The organism is Microbacterium sp. BF1 (assembly GCF_019279095.1).
GTDB lineage: Bacteria > Actinomycetota > Actinomycetes > Actinomycetales > Microbacteriaceae > Microbacterium > Microbacterium maritypicum.
Window position 1 is genome coordinate 1 of record NZ_JAGYWT010000005.1, and the last position, 15,568, is coordinate 15,568.

At 63.2% G+C, this 15,568-nt stretch carries 11 protein-coding genes and 1 tRNA gene; 7 read left to right on the forward strand and 5 right to left on the reverse strand.

All coding sequences use genetic code 11. From position 1 onward, the window contains the following. From KZA10_RS00375 to KZA10_RS00385, 3 genes are all read right to left on the reverse strand, one after another. A partial coding sequence (locus tag KZA10_RS00375) for a TIGR02391 family protein (RefSeq protein ID WP_218681890.1) occupies positions 1-940 on the reverse strand: 940 nt, incomplete at its 3' end. Between the two features lie 255 nt (positions 941-1,195). Then, positions 1,196-3,985, reverse strand: a complete 2,790-nt coding sequence (locus tag KZA10_RS00380) for a DNA methyltransferase (protein WP_218681891.1) — start codon at positions 3,983-3,985, stop codon at positions 1,196-1,198. A gap of 17 nt (positions 3,986-4,002) precedes the next feature. Next, the gene (locus KZA10_RS00385; protein ID WP_256934190.1) at positions 4,003-7,272 is read right to left on the reverse strand and encodes a helicase-related protein; all 3,270 of its coding nucleotides are present in this window, start codon (positions 7,270-7,272) and stop codon (positions 4,003-4,005) included. Positions 7,273-7,522: 250 nt separating this feature from the next. On the opposite strand from KZA10_RS00385, the gene mobF reads away from it, so the two are divergent. The 3 genes from mobF to KZA10_RS00400 are packed head-to-tail and all read left to right on the forward strand — an operon-like array spanning position 7,523 to position 11,585. Next, complete coding sequence (gene mobF / locus KZA10_RS00390) at positions 7,523-10,981, forward strand: MobF family relaxase (RefSeq protein WP_218681892.1); 3,459 nt, start codon at positions 7,523-7,525, stop codon at positions 10,979-10,981. 44 nt (positions 10,982-11,025) lie between these two features. Next, entirely contained in the window at positions 11,026-11,265 is a 240-nt protein-coding gene (locus KZA10_RS00395; protein ID WP_204963414.1) for an addiction module protein, read from the forward strand. Beyond that, entirely contained in the window at positions 11,262-11,585 is a 324-nt protein-coding gene (locus KZA10_RS00400) for a hypothetical protein (RefSeq protein ID WP_218681893.1), read from the forward strand. Before KZA10_RS00395 ends, KZA10_RS00400 begins: the two co-directional genes overlap by 4 nt. Before the next feature lie 18 nt (positions 11,586-11,603). Here KZA10_RS00400 and KZA10_RS00405 read toward each other — a convergent pair whose 3' ends face one another. Further along, entirely contained in the window at positions 11,604-12,254 is a 651-nt protein-coding gene (locus tag KZA10_RS00405; RefSeq protein WP_218681894.1) for a hypothetical protein, read from the reverse strand. 174 nt (positions 12,255-12,428) lie between these two features. Here KZA10_RS00405 and KZA10_RS00410 point away from each other — a divergent pair, with 174 nt between their 5' ends. Beyond that, the gene (locus KZA10_RS00410; protein WP_218681895.1) at positions 12,429-12,641 is read left to right on the forward strand and encodes an AlpA family transcriptional regulator; all 213 of its coding nucleotides are present in this window, start codon (positions 12,429-12,431) and stop codon (positions 12,639-12,641) included. A gap of 11 nt (positions 12,642-12,652) precedes the next feature. Beyond that, positions 12,653-13,780, forward strand: coding sequence for a site-specific integrase (locus KZA10_RS00415; RefSeq protein WP_218681896.1), 1,128 nt, complete (start codon positions 12,653-12,655; stop codon positions 13,778-13,780). Between the two features lie 65 nt (positions 13,781-13,845). Here the strand turns inward: KZA10_RS00415 and KZA10_RS00420 are convergent. Then, positions 13,846-13,918, reverse strand: a tRNA-Glu gene (locus tag KZA10_RS00420). 162 nt (positions 13,919-14,080) lie between these two features. On the opposite strand from KZA10_RS00420, the gene KZA10_RS00425 reads away from it, so the two are divergent. Together KZA10_RS00425 and KZA10_RS00430 are read left to right on the forward strand one after the other, a co-directional pair. Continuing rightward, entirely contained in the window at positions 14,081-14,719 is a 639-nt protein-coding gene (locus KZA10_RS00425) for an MBL fold metallo-hydrolase (RefSeq protein ID WP_218681897.1), read from the forward strand. A gap of 2 nt (positions 14,720-14,721) precedes the next feature. Further along, a partial coding sequence (locus KZA10_RS00430) for an aminoglycoside phosphotransferase family protein (protein WP_256934191.1) occupies positions 14,722-15,568 on the forward strand: 847 nt, incomplete at its 3' end.

Genomic DNA, 15,568 nt, shown 5'->3' on the forward strand with positions numbered 1-15,568 from the left:
TAGCTCGATCAGAGAGGCTGTCGGGATCACGCTCGACCATGTAGTCGAGGAACTGCTCCATCCCGGCGAGTTGATCGTTTCCATAGGAGTCCTTGGTCGGCAGATCGAGCAAGCGATCGATGTCCTCGGCGGTCACCTCCTCTGCGACGAGCTGAAGCCGCAGGAATACGGCCTCACTCGCGTTCCAGCTATGAGTCAGATCAGCTTCATCGAGCCACTTCTGCTTCAGTGACCTTCTGACTGAACGGGACCCGAGCGCGGGGGGCAACGTTAGCGCATTCATCCACCTCCCGTTGGCGAAGACCCGATAAAAGGCGCTGACCGAGCGGTACGACCCGCGGGCGTCCTTGATGATCTGCTCCACCTCACTGGCAACAGCGGGATTCACGTTCCGCGTAATCAGGTCGTAGGCGAGGCTAGCGAGCGAGATGTAGTGGATCGCGAGGTTCGGCTCGACGAACGTCGCCAGGGAGTGCGCTTTCTCGTTTCGGAGGAACTGAATGCCGAGATGGAGGTATCCGACTCCGCGGAAAAAGTCGCCTTCGGCCTGGCTGGCCGGGCTCGGTTTGCCGAAGAGCGCCGCGTAATGCTTCTGACTCTGCGCGCCCTGGTTGAAGACTTCTCCTGCGGCCTCGTCGCCGGTTCGCTCGCGCAGCTGCTCCCGGACGACTTTGTACGACTCCTCGACTGCGTGGAAGTAGTCGCCATTCACGAGGTACTGCCGGATGTGGTCGTAGATGTCCTCATGGATCTCGATGGAGATCCGGTTCGCAGTGACCGTGGCTTCGGTCATGACTGCGCTGCGTGAGCTTGGAACTGGAGTAGGTCCGGCTCCGCTTATCGATGTGGCGATCTCGCGAACCTTAGTCACCTGCTCGTCGGTCATCTCAGTGAAGATCCCGGTGAGCTTCTTTGCCGCGGCGTAGTCCGCGAGTGCCATCAGGCTTCTCGCGACATCCTCGTCACCCGCGAGCTTCCAGAACCCACGGAGTCGCTGAGCTTTCGACGTGCCGTACTCCGCGTATCGGTCGTCGAAGATGTTGATCGCGAGATCGTCGAAGAACTGGCCGATTGACGAGTTCGTGAAGTCCAGCACGTAGCCACCGCCCATGCTCAACACCGACTCAAGGATGGCCTGATCGGTAATCGAAAGGCGACTCATGTTTGTGCTCGAGCCCTGGCGCGCCGGGCTGGGTTAGTCATCGGATGCTCCGTCAAGATCGAAAAGGGCGGCGTCGTCGAGCTGCTTGGTGAGGGCGGCATAGCGGCGGAGCATGAGGCGTTGGCGAGCCTCGACGGTAGCGCCGTCCTCGACGCCGAAGGCGGCGTCAATCACCTTGTCGATCGCGGTGTGGGCCTCGAGGACCGGTTCGGGAATGCGCCCCAGTTCGTACAGGTCCGCGAGTGACTTGGCCGGGAACTGGGCGCGAGCCGCCGTGAGCTGCGCAGCGGCGGCCACGAGCGCCGACCGGCGCTGGTCGCTCAGCACCGGCAGCGGGAAGGAGTTGTAGACGAAGGTGTTTGAGAAACGCAGGTCGGACTTGAGGCGGCCACCGATAGCGCGCATCCAGAGAATGAACATCGTCGAGGAGAGAACGCCAAGGGCGAAGCCGTCGGGGTCTTCGACCATGAAGTTCGCGTCACCGCAGATGATCTCGGGGGGCATGCGTTTAGATGTAAAGAACTCCCTTGTCTCGCCGACGTGGCGCGGAATTGCAAGGTAGCTTGTGGAGGGCTGGCGGCGCTCATCGAATAGATGCGCTGTGGCAGCCTTCTTGACAGTTGCTGCCTTGGTGCTCTTGAGACGGAACTCACGGACGGCGGCCACTCGTGCGGACAGCACTGGGCTGCTTGCGATTACCTGCGGCGTTACTCCCTCGAGCCATAAGCACCAACGTTCTTTGTCGTAGAGCAACTCGTCGGCGTTCACAAACCTCCGAAGATAGCGGCTCGCTATCGGATCGGTCCGAATCTCAGTGACCGCTGCGAGGTCGTTCGACTTCGGAACGAGTTTTCCGTTGTCGGTCGGCTTACTGCCGTAGTCAACTTTCGGAAGCAAAGCACTCAGCGGCTTACTGACGCTGGAGACGAAAACGCGCGGGGCAGGCAGCAGGTAGGCGTTAATGTTCGCTACTTCATGCGGCGTCCCGATGCCGGCACCACCCTCAGGGTAGGTCCAAAGCGTGGCCTTCGGCACATTGTCGGTGCGCTTATCGAATCCAATGATAGAGACATGTACGGCAGCACCGTCAGCGGTCTCGGTCGTCCATTGGAATGATCTGTGGGCGAAACGGCATCGCCAACCCGTGTCGAAGATCGGTCGCCAGAGAAACTCAGTTGCTTCGCCCTGTGAGATCGAGTTGGTGGACACGAACGCGAATCGGCCGGAATGCTTGCCGTAGTACTTGATCGCAAGCGCGTACCAGCAGGTGACGTAGTCCAGATAGCCGTTGTAGTTCGCACCCCAGATGCGCTTGACATCGGCTGTTTGCTCCGGATTCTTAGTGTACTGGCCGAGGAACGGAGGGTTGCCAACGATGATCACATCGTCGTTCGGCGGCACGACGGATTCCCAGTCATGCCGAAGTGCGTTGGCGTGGACAATGGTGGGCGCAACTTTGATCGGCAGCCTGTCGGGGACGATCCCAAAGTCGTCCTGCATCCGCAGGTTCGCCTGGTGGTCGACCAGGAGCATCGCAGTCTCGGCGATCCGTGCAGGCCACTCCTCAATCTCGATGCCGTAGAAATGGTCGAGCGATACTTTTAGTTCAGACGTAATGTCAAAGGATTGCTGGACGTGAGCAATGTCTTTGTTCTTCAGATCGAGTTCACGGCGTGCGAGTAGGAGATCCATCTCCAGTGCGCGTAGCTCGCGGTACGCAACGATGAGAAAGTTGCCGCAGCCGCAGGCTGGGTCCATGATCCGCAGTCGGCCGAGATCGTTGTGTAGCTTGGTGAGCTGCCCCTGATCACCACGCGCATTTTCCAGACGCAACCGTAATTCTGTAAGAAACAGCGGCTCGATCGTCTTGAGAATGCTCTCTTCGGTTGTGTAGTGCTCACCGGCGGCACGGCGAGCCTTCTTGTCCTTGACGGTTTGGAACATGGAGCCAAATACGGCCGGGGAGATAATCGACCAGTCGAACTCTCCCGCTTCTAGCACTTGGTCTCGGAATGCCAGGGTGAGACTCCCCATCTGCATCGGCTCGTTGAAAAGGCCGCCGTTCACATATCGGAAAGCATCGAGTTCCGGTGGCGTGCCCTTTGGACGCTTGCCCTCCTCGGTATCGAGCACCTCGAAAAGTGCCGCCAGGTCTGTGACGAACGTCTCGGCTGAGGTGTGGTTCTCAACGAACATCTGGAAGAGAGCGGGCGCCTCACCTTGGATCGTCTTCCGCCACATACCTGTGTCATCGGCGAACCAGAGGAACAGTAGGCGTGCAAGGAGCAAGGTCGCGTTCCGCTCGTCCCACCGCGATCGTTCGAGTTCTGCGTAAAGAGCGCCCATCATTCGTGCAGCCTGCGCCGAGGCTGTTTCAGCCTCGTGGTCGAAAGCCACCCGCATGCGCGCAAGCATGTCAACGATGGTGAGCTGCTCGTTGAAGCCAATCTTGACGGCGTTGAGCTGCCGGGCAAGCCGCCGGTCATCCGAGCCGACCTTGTACCCGTGGAGGACAAGCTTGGCGTTAGCCGAGCCGAGTTGTGCCCGGCGAGGCCAGCGCCATGCCTGCTCGTGCTCGTCTGCGAAGATCACGAGTCGCTCCTCGGTACTGCTCGTTCTGACCTGCTCATCGATGAGACGCTGAACCCGCTTCGGCGGCAGTACTGCGCAGTACCAAACACGTAGACCCTTGAAGCCAGCAACCTGCTCCAGTGTGTACGTCACTTCATCTACTTTGACGGTCAGTGACGGCTGGTCCGGGTTCGACCAGTACAAGTGATCGCGGAAGAGCTCCTTGAATTTTCGCTGGTCGACCAGATCCAACAATGGGGAATTCGGCACTACTTCACTCCCATCGTGGTGACGATTCGGATGGCGTCCTTGCCACGCTGTTCAATCACGAGGCGTTCGTCGCGATGTAGGGCAGCGAGGCGGCCCGCCAGCTCGTCATCAGTCGCACCGTTTCGAATCGCGTTCTTGAGGCGGCGGTCAGCCTCATTCGTGAGCGGGTGTTGGTACAGCAGGTCAAGTGCCGCAGCGACCTCTGGGCCGAAATCGAGCAGACCTGCGCCGAGGCGGTTCCACACTGTCTTCCGCACTCCGCGCAGCCGTCCTGCAATCGCCGCAGGTGTCGCCAGATCCCCACGTACCAGCTCGGCAACCAGATCGTCATGGAAGTGCAGGCGTTCCAAGGCTGGCTCGGCCGGAGTGCTCTCGAATACCCGCAGTGCCTCCACACCAGTGAGCAGACGTGTGTGCCCGTCGAGGCCAACCCAGCCGTAGCCATCGACCCCAGCCTCCGTGCGGACGTAGCAGGCGACGCCTTCCTCAGTCTCGCTGACTCGCTGTGCGCGAGTGGCATCAAGGAGATCGGGTAGCTGTGCCACCTTTGCCGCGATATCGGGGGTCTGCTTGAGCGCGTTCTGCCAGTAAAGGTAGGCCAGGCTCGCTGCGTCAATATCCTCATCCTCGACCGGCTCGTCAAGCTGGCCGTTGTAGAGATCCTGGATGACCCGCACCTCGTCGTCAGTACCGAAGAAGCGCTCATCCGACCCGAATGCCTGCGCGTTTTGCTTGAGTCGATCAGCAATACGCTGGCGTAGCGACAGCACGCTGTTCAGCGTTCCGTGGAAGATCGAGTAGAGCAAGACCTCAGGTGCGGTCTGCCCGACCCGATCGACTCGGCCAGCTCGTTGCACCAGGCGGACGATTGCCCAGGGCAAGTCGTAGTTGACAACGATGTGTGCGTCCTGGAGATTTTGGCCTTCGCTCAGGACATCGGTCGAGATCAGCACGCGAAGCTCATCGATCGGCTCGCCATCGGGGATGAGCGAGGCATTGGACTTCGGTGAGAACCGGATCGCGAGTTGAGTCGGGTCTTCGTCGTCACCGGTAGCCGCATCGACTTCCGCGATGCCGTGGGCGCGGAGAGCGCTTGCGAGGTAGTTGGCAGTGTCCTTGTACTCCGTGAAAACAAGGATCTTGTCAGCCGGGTGCGTCTCCTCGATGAGTTTGATCAGCTCGACGAGCTTCGAGTCTCGGGATGTGTCCCATTCGCGATACAAGGCTAGAAGCGTACGAATTGCATCAGTATCCGCCGCGAGTGCCGCACGGAGTCCCGGTGTAAAGAGATCCGGCCGCACCCAGGTGACATAGTCGGGGGTGTCGTTAGCGAGTGCGTCATATCGCTGCGCTGCTGCATCGTTCAGGCGCTCAGCATCGGCTACATCGTGCTCAACAAGGTCGTCGTCGTCGAGGAGATTGGCCTCCTGAATAGTGCCCGTCGGTAGGGCGAGCTTGTTATCGATTGCGTGGAGGAACATCTCGTTCCGCGCTGCGTGACGGCGCAGCGACAGGGTGAATGCATACCCTCCGGAAGAGAGTCGTTTGAGCAGTGTCGTCCGAACGAAGGCTGCCGCGTTTGATCGAGCCCGGTCGAAGTTCTCGACTACCTCCTTCTCCCTGGTAGTCCAAGACTTTGCATTGGTTCGGTCGACATAGTCACTCAGCGAGTAGCGCGGCAGGATAAGGCCAAAAAGCGCATCGAGCGTCACGTCGTCCACCATCAGGGCCGCTGGGTCATCCTCTGCGAACGAGTGATCCACGGGGATCGCGACGCGCTCAGGGAACGTAAATCGTTCGCCGTTCGCAAACGTTAAATACTTTCGTCCCTGCTCATCAGTCTCCGAGTAGTTACTCTTGATAAATGACCGAGTCCGTCGAATGAGGTGCTCACTCATCAGCCGCTTCCAATCATCTGCCTCCTCCGACTTGCGGAACGCCTGGAGCGTCGTGATCTTGCCGTCAACCTTGTCGATGAGCTTCGGATCAGCAGCGAGGGCGTTGATGGGTGCAATGCCAAGGTCGTCATCTGGCTGGATGAAGAGCCCGAGCTGGTTTGCGACGTCCTCGAAGCGTCGGTTGTATGGCGTGGCGGTGAGTAGCAGCGCCTTCGCATTGGCGCGATCAAGATAATCCTGGACCGCCTTGTAATCACGACGCTCGTCGTTCCGCAACGTGTGCGATTCGTCGACAATGACGAATCGATAGCGACTGAGTGTCGGCAGCAGTGTGTGCGCAACGCTATACGGCACAACGGCGCCTACCTCCAGCCCATAGGAGTCGAAGTAGCCGCGCCACATCTTCTCCAAGTTCTTCGGGCATATCACAAGGGGCAGGTAGCCGTGCTCCTCACGGAGCATGAGCGCCACGGCAACGGCCGTGATCGTCTTGCCGAGACCGACGACATCGCCGAGCATCGTGCCGCCACGGGACATGATTCGCCGCGCAAGTGTCCGGATCGCTGTCGATTGATACTCCAGAAGCTCGGACTTGACCTCATTCGGCACCGAGTACTCGTCAAGCCCTTCGCGGACGTCTCGACTCAGGTCGTAGCAGACCTTGAGAAAGACTTCGTAAGGTGAACGCGGCTCGACAGCTGCCCACGACTCATCAAGGAGATGGAGCAGCTGGCCTCCGATCAAGTGACTGTGCGGATCATTCCAGCGGTGTTCGAACCAGGTCGCCAAGTCCTTCCCGCCGCCGGACGAGTCAAGCACATCGACGTTCAGCTCCAGGTTGTTCGCGAGCCCCGAAGGCGTGAGGTTCGAACTCCCCACGAAGCCGGTGATCGGGTTGTTAAGGTCATCCCGGTAGAAAATGTAAGTCTTTCCGTGCAGCGGACGCCTAGTGAAGACCTTGAACTCAACCCGGCCCTGTTTGATCAACTCGCGCAACGAGCCAAGTGTCTCTCGGTCCGCCTGAGTCGGAGCGCCGCGCATGAGCTGCGTGCGGAGATGGTCCAGGAGCTCGTGCATGCGGCTGTGTGCTGTCTCTCGGTCGGCGTCCTGCTGCTCGCGCCCGTCAACGCTCGCCTGCAGCTCGTCGAGCACCTCGGCCTCCGGGCCGCCGACCATCATGCCGAGCAGGATGCGCACGGTCGCCCTCGTCGGGTTTCCCGGCAACGGCTTAGCCTTGACGATCTCGTCGAAGATTCGCCAGCCACGAAGATTGAAGTAGCCGACGGCGACATCGAGCTGATCGAAAGCCTGGAGCGTCGCCTGTAGATGATCGCCGAGTCGGTGGTCTATGTTGTCAAAAATCCGGGTCAATGCGACGCCGCCCGTGTCATCGTTGCAGCTCGCATAGTCCTCTTCCCCGCTTAGTCGGCACGCTCACAACCTGATCGCGCAATCACCGTCCCAGTCTAGCGAGAAGGTCCGACGCTCGGGCTCGTCAGGTCTCGTCATTGAACGAGCACCCAGCATCTCCGACGCACCGGCCTCAGCCCGGCCACCTCCCACTGTCTCAAAGAATGAACGTATGCTACGATGACAGCAGTCATCTTAGATAGGAGTCGGGATGCATGGCGGAGTGGTTCTGTTCCGGGGCACCGGAGCCGATGCCATGCGCTATGTCGAGGCCGACCGTTCCCGAGCAGACGACTACTACCTTGGCGACGCCACCGGCATCTCCTACGCCGTCCTCGACGCATCCGGCGAGGCGAACAGCCGACCACTCAGCTCTGATGACTACGCGGGCTGGGTGGACTGGATCAGCCCCGACACCGGCGAACGAATGGGCAGGCCACGGCTCGCGGGGTCGGATCGTCAAGGCTCGCCTCGGTTCGCAGAGATGGTCATCAATACCCCGAAGTCGCTGTCCGTCGCCGCCGCCCTCCACTCCGAAGTTTCCGAAGCCTTGGACGCGGCGCAGCAGGACGCGCTATCGGAGATTCAGCGGTGGCTCGCTCAGCACTCGGTGACGCGCGTCGGGCCGCGCGGGAAGCAGGAGGTTGTACCAATCGAGCACATGCAGGTCGTTGGGATCAGGCACCTCACTTCCCGTGCGGGTGACCCGCACCGGCACATCCATATGCAGGTCGGCACCAGGGTTTGGGCGGCAGGTAAATGGCGGGCATTGGATACGGCGGCGATGTTCAAGCAGCAGGGCACCCTCCGTGCGCTCGGGGCCGCCGTGATCGCTGCCAGCCCTGAGCTTGCGGCGGTGCTCGACAAGCATGGCCTCACCCTTGACCCGGTGACGGGAGAGGTAACGGAGCTGGAGTCGTTCAACGCGCTGATGAGCAAGCGCGGCGCACAGGTACGGAAGAACCTGGAACGGCTCGAAGCCGAATGGGAGGCGGCGCATCCGGGCGAGACGATGGGGCCCGTGGTGTCGTCGCGGTTGACGGCGAAGGCATGGGCGTTCGAGCGGCCAGCGAAGAAGCCGACGACGACGCGGGAAGAGGCTGAATGGCTGACCGAGCTACGAGAGGCCGGCTACGACCCGGAAACCCTCACCCGCAAACTCGTCAGCGCGCCGGCGCAATCAGACGAACTATCGGTGCAGGAGATTGCATCGCGCGCGCTGGATCGCTGCGCCGCCGGATCGTCGGCGTGGACGCACCACGACGTGCAGGAACACGTCACCCGTATCATCACCGAACACGGCGTGCGTGCTATTCCCGAAGAGTTGCGTGAGCTGGTCGCACTCTCAACGACGCTCGCACTCGAGGACTGCTTTTCGATCCTCCCGACTGGCGCACCCGCACCGGAGCATGTGGCGCATCTCACGAGCTTGCGCGTGGTGCAGGTCGAAACCGAACTGCGCGACTTGCTCACCGCCCGCACGCCGGAGAAGAAGCAGCGCTATCACGACGTGTCGCAGGTCGCAGACCGACTTGGGCAGCAGCTCGACGCAGGCCAACTCGACGCGGCCGCAGCAGTCGCATCCTCCGACCCGCTCGTGATCGTGGAAGGCGCGGCCGGGGCAGGGAAGACCACGATGCTCGCCACGGCAATAGCCGCCGCGAACGATCACGGCCGACGCGTGCGAGTCGTCGCGCCGACCAAGCGCGCCGCTGACGTCGCACACCAGGAACTCGGCGTGCGAGCAACATCAGTTGCCGCTCTCGTGCACGCGCATGGCTACCGGTGGAACGAGGACGGCGTATGGACGCGACTCACGCCGGGCGCGACTGATCCGGCCACAGGTGCGACGTTCACCGGCCCGCCGCCCGGAGCAGTGTTTCGGCGCGGGGATCGGATCGTCGTCGACGAGGCCGGAATGCTCGACCAAGATGCAGCCCTCGCGCTGTTCACGGTTGCAGCGGAAGTGGGTGCAACGGTCGCGCTCGTGGGCGACCGTGCGCAACTCGCCGCGGTCGGTCGCGGCGGCGTCCTCGACATGGCCGCACAGATTCGCGGTCGCACCTTCGACATGACCGAAGTGCACCGCTTCACCGACCCCGACTACGCCGACCTCACCGTCCGTATGCGCGACCGCCGCGACCCCGGTGACGTGTTCGACCAGCTCGACCAGCACGGCCTCATCCGCCTGCACGCAGACGGCGACGAGTTGCAAGAACACGTCGCACAGAATGCCCGCTACGGGGAGACGATTACGGTCGCATCCAACGAGGACGCTACGAGGTTGAATGAGCGCATCCGGGAGGAGCGGATCGCTCGCGGCCTGGTCGATGACGCCGCCACGACGACGGGCAGGGATGGGCTGAGTATCGGTGCGGGTGATCTGATCCAGACTCGCCGTAACGAAACTGCGCTGGGGGTGGCTAACCGGCAGCAGTGGATGGTGCAACGCGTCGAGCCGGACGGCTCGGTCTGGGTGCGCGACGCACACGACGAGCGCAAGCGGGAGCACACGCGGCGCCTCCCCGCCGAATACATCCGCGAGCACGCGCACCTGGTCTATGCAGCGACCGCCTACGGCGTGCAAGGGGTGACCGCCCCGGCATCGCACACGATCCTCAGCGACGGCATCAATGGCGCGGCGGTGTATGTCGGCATGACGAGAGGCAGGAGCGAGAACGCTCTGCACGTCATCGCGGAGAGCCGTGCCGAGGCGCGGGCGCAGTTCATCGACGCGATGGTACGCGATAACGCCGACCGTGGCCTCGCCGACGCGACAGAGCGCGCGGTGGAGGCCGTGCGAGGTCTCGTTGACGAGGGCACGGTGAAGCTCGTGAATACGCGCGTCGCGCAGCTCATCCAGGATGCGGAGAAGGCCGAGCGACGCGCCGCGTGGTGGGAGCGCGTCGGCGCGCGCCTCGACCAGCAGCACGAGCACCAGCAGGCAGAGATGGACGAGCAAACCGCCGTGATCCAGGCCGAGACAGAGGCGGCAACACGAGTGCGTGCCGAGGTGCGGGAACCGCTCACGGTGGTCGCAATGCAGGAAGGCCGCGAGCACCTGGCCGCGCTTGACCAAGAGGCAGCCGCACAGACAAAGCTCAACACAGCAGGAAGGTTCGGGAGACGCGCCGCACGCAAAGACCACCAGGCCGCGACCACACGAGCGGGAAAGAGCCGTGCCCGTGTTGCAGACCGTTGGGGCACCACGCCCCGCGACGCCGACAACCTCACCGGCTGGGCCTCGCGCGCAGCGGAACGGCTCGCCGCCCGCGACCCTCGCGTGATCGAAGCCGAGCAGCACGCCGAAGCCGCCCGTACTGCCGGGGAGGAGATGGACATGCGACACCACAGCGAACGCCGCGCGCTCCATGCCGACATCTTCGGAGCCGAACAGGTACGGCGCGATCCACTGCGCTACGAGTTCACCCACCCCGACCGAGAAGCCGCCAACGCGGGCCGCGCCGCCCCGATCGCACGACAAGAGGCAACCACCTTGCGATCCTTGTCTGTGCAGGACGCCGCTGCCCGGATCACGGCCCAGCGAGAGGCCGCAGAACGGGCACGGCTCGCCCGAGAGGCCCGCGCGCGCAAGCTCCGCGCGTCCCATGATCTGCTAAGCGAGAGTCGTCGTCGCACCGGCCCGCACAACGACGTGCCGAGGCTGTAGCGAGCTTTCCCCCGAACGTCAGGCCTCAGCGGTAGACTTGGAGCATGACGCCGAAGCTTGCAGACTACATCGCAGAGGGACGTACCCTCTCCGCCGATGAGCGCGAGATTGCTGCGCTCGCGCTCCAGCAGATCAGCGACACCGAGCAGGCAGAAGTCGATGCCGCATGGGATGAAGAGATCGACCTTCGGGTGGACGAGATTCTGACCGGCAAGGTCGAACTTGTTGACGGCGAAGAGACCCGACGCATGGCCCGAGCAATGCTGGCGGCTCGCCGCAAGTGAGCGCGCTACCCTGGCGCGAGCATCCGGCCGCTCGCGAAGAGTATCTGGACGCCCTCGCCTGGTATGACGACCAGGAAGCAGGACTCGGCGACCGTCTCGGCGATGACCTCGACAACGGCGTGGACTTCATCAGGGAGTGGCCGGATTCCGCGCCGCTCTACCGTGGCCGCCAGCGCAACCCTTGTCTTCGACGCAAGGGCACCGATGTGTTCCCCTACGGCATCATCTACTTCGTTCGAGACGACGAGATCATCGTTGTCGCGTACGCGCACGAGCGCCGCGGCCCTGGGTACTGGCGACAGCGACTCAAAGACCTCTGAACAAGCCCGCGCAGCGAGCTATCCCCGACGACCCGGAGGCAGAAGCCCGCGAGCGCGGGTGCGAACGAGCCAGCCCTGCGCGGTCGCGTGAGCAACATCGTTGATCTTCGCCATGGTGACCGCCGGAGCCTCATCGCCCTGTGACGCGAGTTTGCCGTATTGGAGCGCGACGAGTTCGTAGAAGTCCGGCGTCTGCTTCGGGTTCCCGAGCGGCTTGAGTAGATCGCGCTCGCTGACCTTCCGACCAGACGGCAGCACAATCTTTCCGCCCGTGATCGTCACCGTCCGCTTCATTGCGAACAGCCGCTCGTTGATCGCAGCCTCAATCCGAGCAGTCGGCAGGGTACGAAGGTCTTGACTGGAGATGGGGTCGCCCGGTCGCCACGGAAGGTACACGACGCCCGTGATCTTCACTTCCTCCGGCACGGCAAACTGCTGACGCTGTAGCCGAATGAACACGCGAGTCGCCGTCGCCGCGTGCTCGATGTAACGCCAACGACCGTCGATCGTCTCGTTCTGCTCCGAGTCGAGCTGCGCCTGCCGGTCCTCGGCAGTCACGACCTGATCGTTATAGCCGAGCGCTTCATCAAGGAACGCACTCGCATCCTCGGTGCGCTCCCCCGGAAAACGGTCGGGCAAATGCCACCCGTCAGGCAGATCGTCCTGCACGAGCAGTCCGTCATAGGACTGGTCGCCGGGGCGATGACCGGAGGATGTGGGCATGTCCCGATTCTAGCGAGCAACACGAGCAACTAAAACAGTTGCTGTTATCGGCGTGTTGTGGTCTAATCTAAGATACTAGCTGCCATCGCAGCTATGATATGAGCTAGATCGGAGGACAAAATGGGTCAGAACGCCGCACCCACAGACGAGCGCCCGCAGGTCCCGCTCTTCTACTCCGAGGAAGAAACTGCCGCACTGCTCGGCATCCACCGCACGACGCTGCGCACTCTCGCCCTCGCGGGCGAGGCTCCGGTGGAGCCAGTTCGACTCACCCGACACAAGCGCGTCTACCGTCGCATCGACGTGCAGCGCCTCGCCGGGCTGGAGAAGTAGGCGACAGAGTCATGGGAAGCATTGAGGCGTACGAGACAGCGAAAGGCCGTCGTTACCGTGCCCTCTATCGCCGCCCCGACAAGAAGCAGACCCAGAAGCGCGGCTTCACGACGAAGAAGGCCGCTGAGCTGTTCCTCGCAACGACCGAGGTCAACATCGCCCAAGGTCGCTATCTCGATCCCTCGCTCGCGAAGGTGAGCGTCGCCGACTGGCTCCAGACCTGGCTCGCCGCCCGAGGCGATCTACGGGCAACCACCCGCAGCCGTGTCGAGAACATCATCGACAAGCACATCACGCCCGAGCTCGGCAGCATCCCGATCGGCAACCTCACCCGGCTCCGAGTACAGGAATGGGCATCCGCCCTGCCAGGTGCACCCGCGACAGTGCGGAAGATCGTCAACGTGCTCTCAGGAGCACTACGGTTCGCGGTCGAGGACGAGCGCCTGCCGTCGAACCCCGCCGCCAGGCTCAAGCTCCCCAAGCCGACGAAGACGCGCAAGCGGTATCTCTCGCACGATCAGGTCGCAGCCCTCGCCCAGGCCATTGACGACATGAAAGACGGTCGAGACTACGGGTACGGCCTTGTCGTACTTACCCTCGCATACTGCGGCCTGCGCTGGGGCGAACTCTCCGGGCTACGAATCTGCGACCTCGACCTCGACGCGAAACACCCGCGCCTAACCGTCGAACAAACCGTCGTCGCCGACAAGGGATACCAGCGCATCGAGCCGCCGAAGGACTACGAGCAGCGCAGCATCCCGATCCCCGCGTTCCTCGTCCGCCTGCTCCGCGCACAGATCGCCGGACGCGACGCCGACGCTCCCGTGTTCTACGGCATCCGCACCGGCACCTGGCTCCGCAACCACGTCTACCGCGTCGGCTGGTTCGACACCGCCGCAACCGCAATCGGCCTCAAAGGACTCACGCCGCACGAGCTGCGGCACACGGCCGCGTCGCTGGCCGTGAGCGCGGGGGCAAACGTCAAAGCGGTGCAGCGGATGCTCGGGCACGCCTCCGCCGCGGTGACGCTCGACGTGTACGCCGACCTGTTCGATGACGACCTCGACGGTGTTGCCACGGCTCTCGACCAAGCAGCGATGCGATCAGATGTTGCCAATCTGTTGCCAAAAGCCGCGTAGCACCATTTCGATGCCCACTGCCGAATATGCGAAAACCCCCGCCTGAGCGGGGGTTTTCGATGTTGTGACCCCAGCGGGATTCGAACCCGCGTTACCGCCGTGAGAGGGCAGCGTACTAGGCCGCTATACGATGGGGCCGTCTGGCGGAACGTTTCCGTCCCGCGACAACCGTTCAAGTATGCCACGGCGATTCTCACTGCGCCAAATCGACGCCACCCTCTCCCGAATCCCGGGCGTGGCGCACCGAATCCGACGCCGAATACGTTTGCCGTGGGCGAGCGGAAGGAGTTGACTCTTTCCATGCGCGTCACCAAGTTCGAACATGCCGCCCTCCGTCTCGATGCGAACGAGAAGACCCTTCTGATCGACCCCGGGTCGTTCACGACACCCCTGAACGACCTCGCCGATCTGGTCGGGATCGTGATCACCCATGAGCACCCGGACCACTGGACGGCCGACCACTTCGACAGACTCCTGCGCGCGGCACCCGGCACGCCGATCTTCGCCCCCGCCGGCGTGGCCCGCGCCGCAGAGGGATACGACATCACCGCCGTCTCTCCCGGCGACACCGTCGACGTCGGCGGATTCACCCTGCAATTCTTCGGGGGCACCCACGAAGTCATCCACTCCTCCCTCCCGACCGTCGAGAACGTGGGCGTGCTCGTGAACGACGAGCTCTACTACCCCGGCGACTCCTACGCGGCCCCCGAGGGCGTCGCGGTCGGCACTCTCGCCGCACCGCTCGGCGCTCCCTGGCTGAAGATCGGCGAGGCGATGGACTTCGTGCTCGCGGTCGCCCCTCGTCGCTCCTTCGGGACCCATGACATGACGCTGTCGGTGATCGGGAAGAACATGCACAGGCAGCGGCTGCAGTGGGCAACGGAACAGGGCGGCGGCGAGTTCTTCGTGCTGGAGCCCGGCGACTCCCTCGATCTCTGAGCATGGCGGACTCCCCCGGCGCGGAGGTCGCACTCGATGAGCGCGACGTCCGCGAACTCGTCCGCACCGTCGCACCGGAGCTGGCGGCACTTCCGTTGACGCGGTCTGCCGAGGGATGGGACAACGTCACGTGGCGTCTCGGGGCGGATCTCGCGGTGCGCATCCCCCGCCGACTCCAGGCGGCGCCGCTGATCCGGCACGAGCAGCGTGCGCTCCCCTTGATCGCGATGCACCTGGCCGCGGCGAACGTCCGCACGCCCCTACCGGTGTTCGCAGGTTCGCCGACCCCGCACTTCCCCTGGCCCTGGTCGATCGTGCCGTGGTTGCCCGGCGGCCAGGCTCTCGGTCGCCCCCGTCGGGACAACACCGTCTGGGCCGCTCAACTCGCTGCCGTCCTGCTCACCCTCCACCGGGATGCACCTGCAGACGCACCCCGGAACCCGGTCCGCGGGGTGCCGCTGGCGGTGCGGGACGACAGCATCCGCTCCCGCCTCGCAGACCTTCCCGCGACGATCGCCGAGAATCTCGCCGACATCTGGCAGACCGGGCTCGACGCCGCCCCCGCGACCGAGTCCGTCTGGATCCACGGCGACCTGCACCCAGGGAACATCCTCGTCGACGGTGATCGGCTGTCGGCTCTGATCGACTTCGGCGACGTCACAGCCGGCGACCCGGCCTACGACCTCGCCGCAGGATGGCTCGCCTTCGACGCAGAAGGCCGTGACCACGACCGACACGACCCAGAGGATCGTGCGGAAGAAGATCGGCCAGAACTCGGCGAACGTGAAGACCGTGACGAAGTTGTCGAAGCCGACCGAGCCCTTGTCGAGGCCCGACAGGGAGATGTCG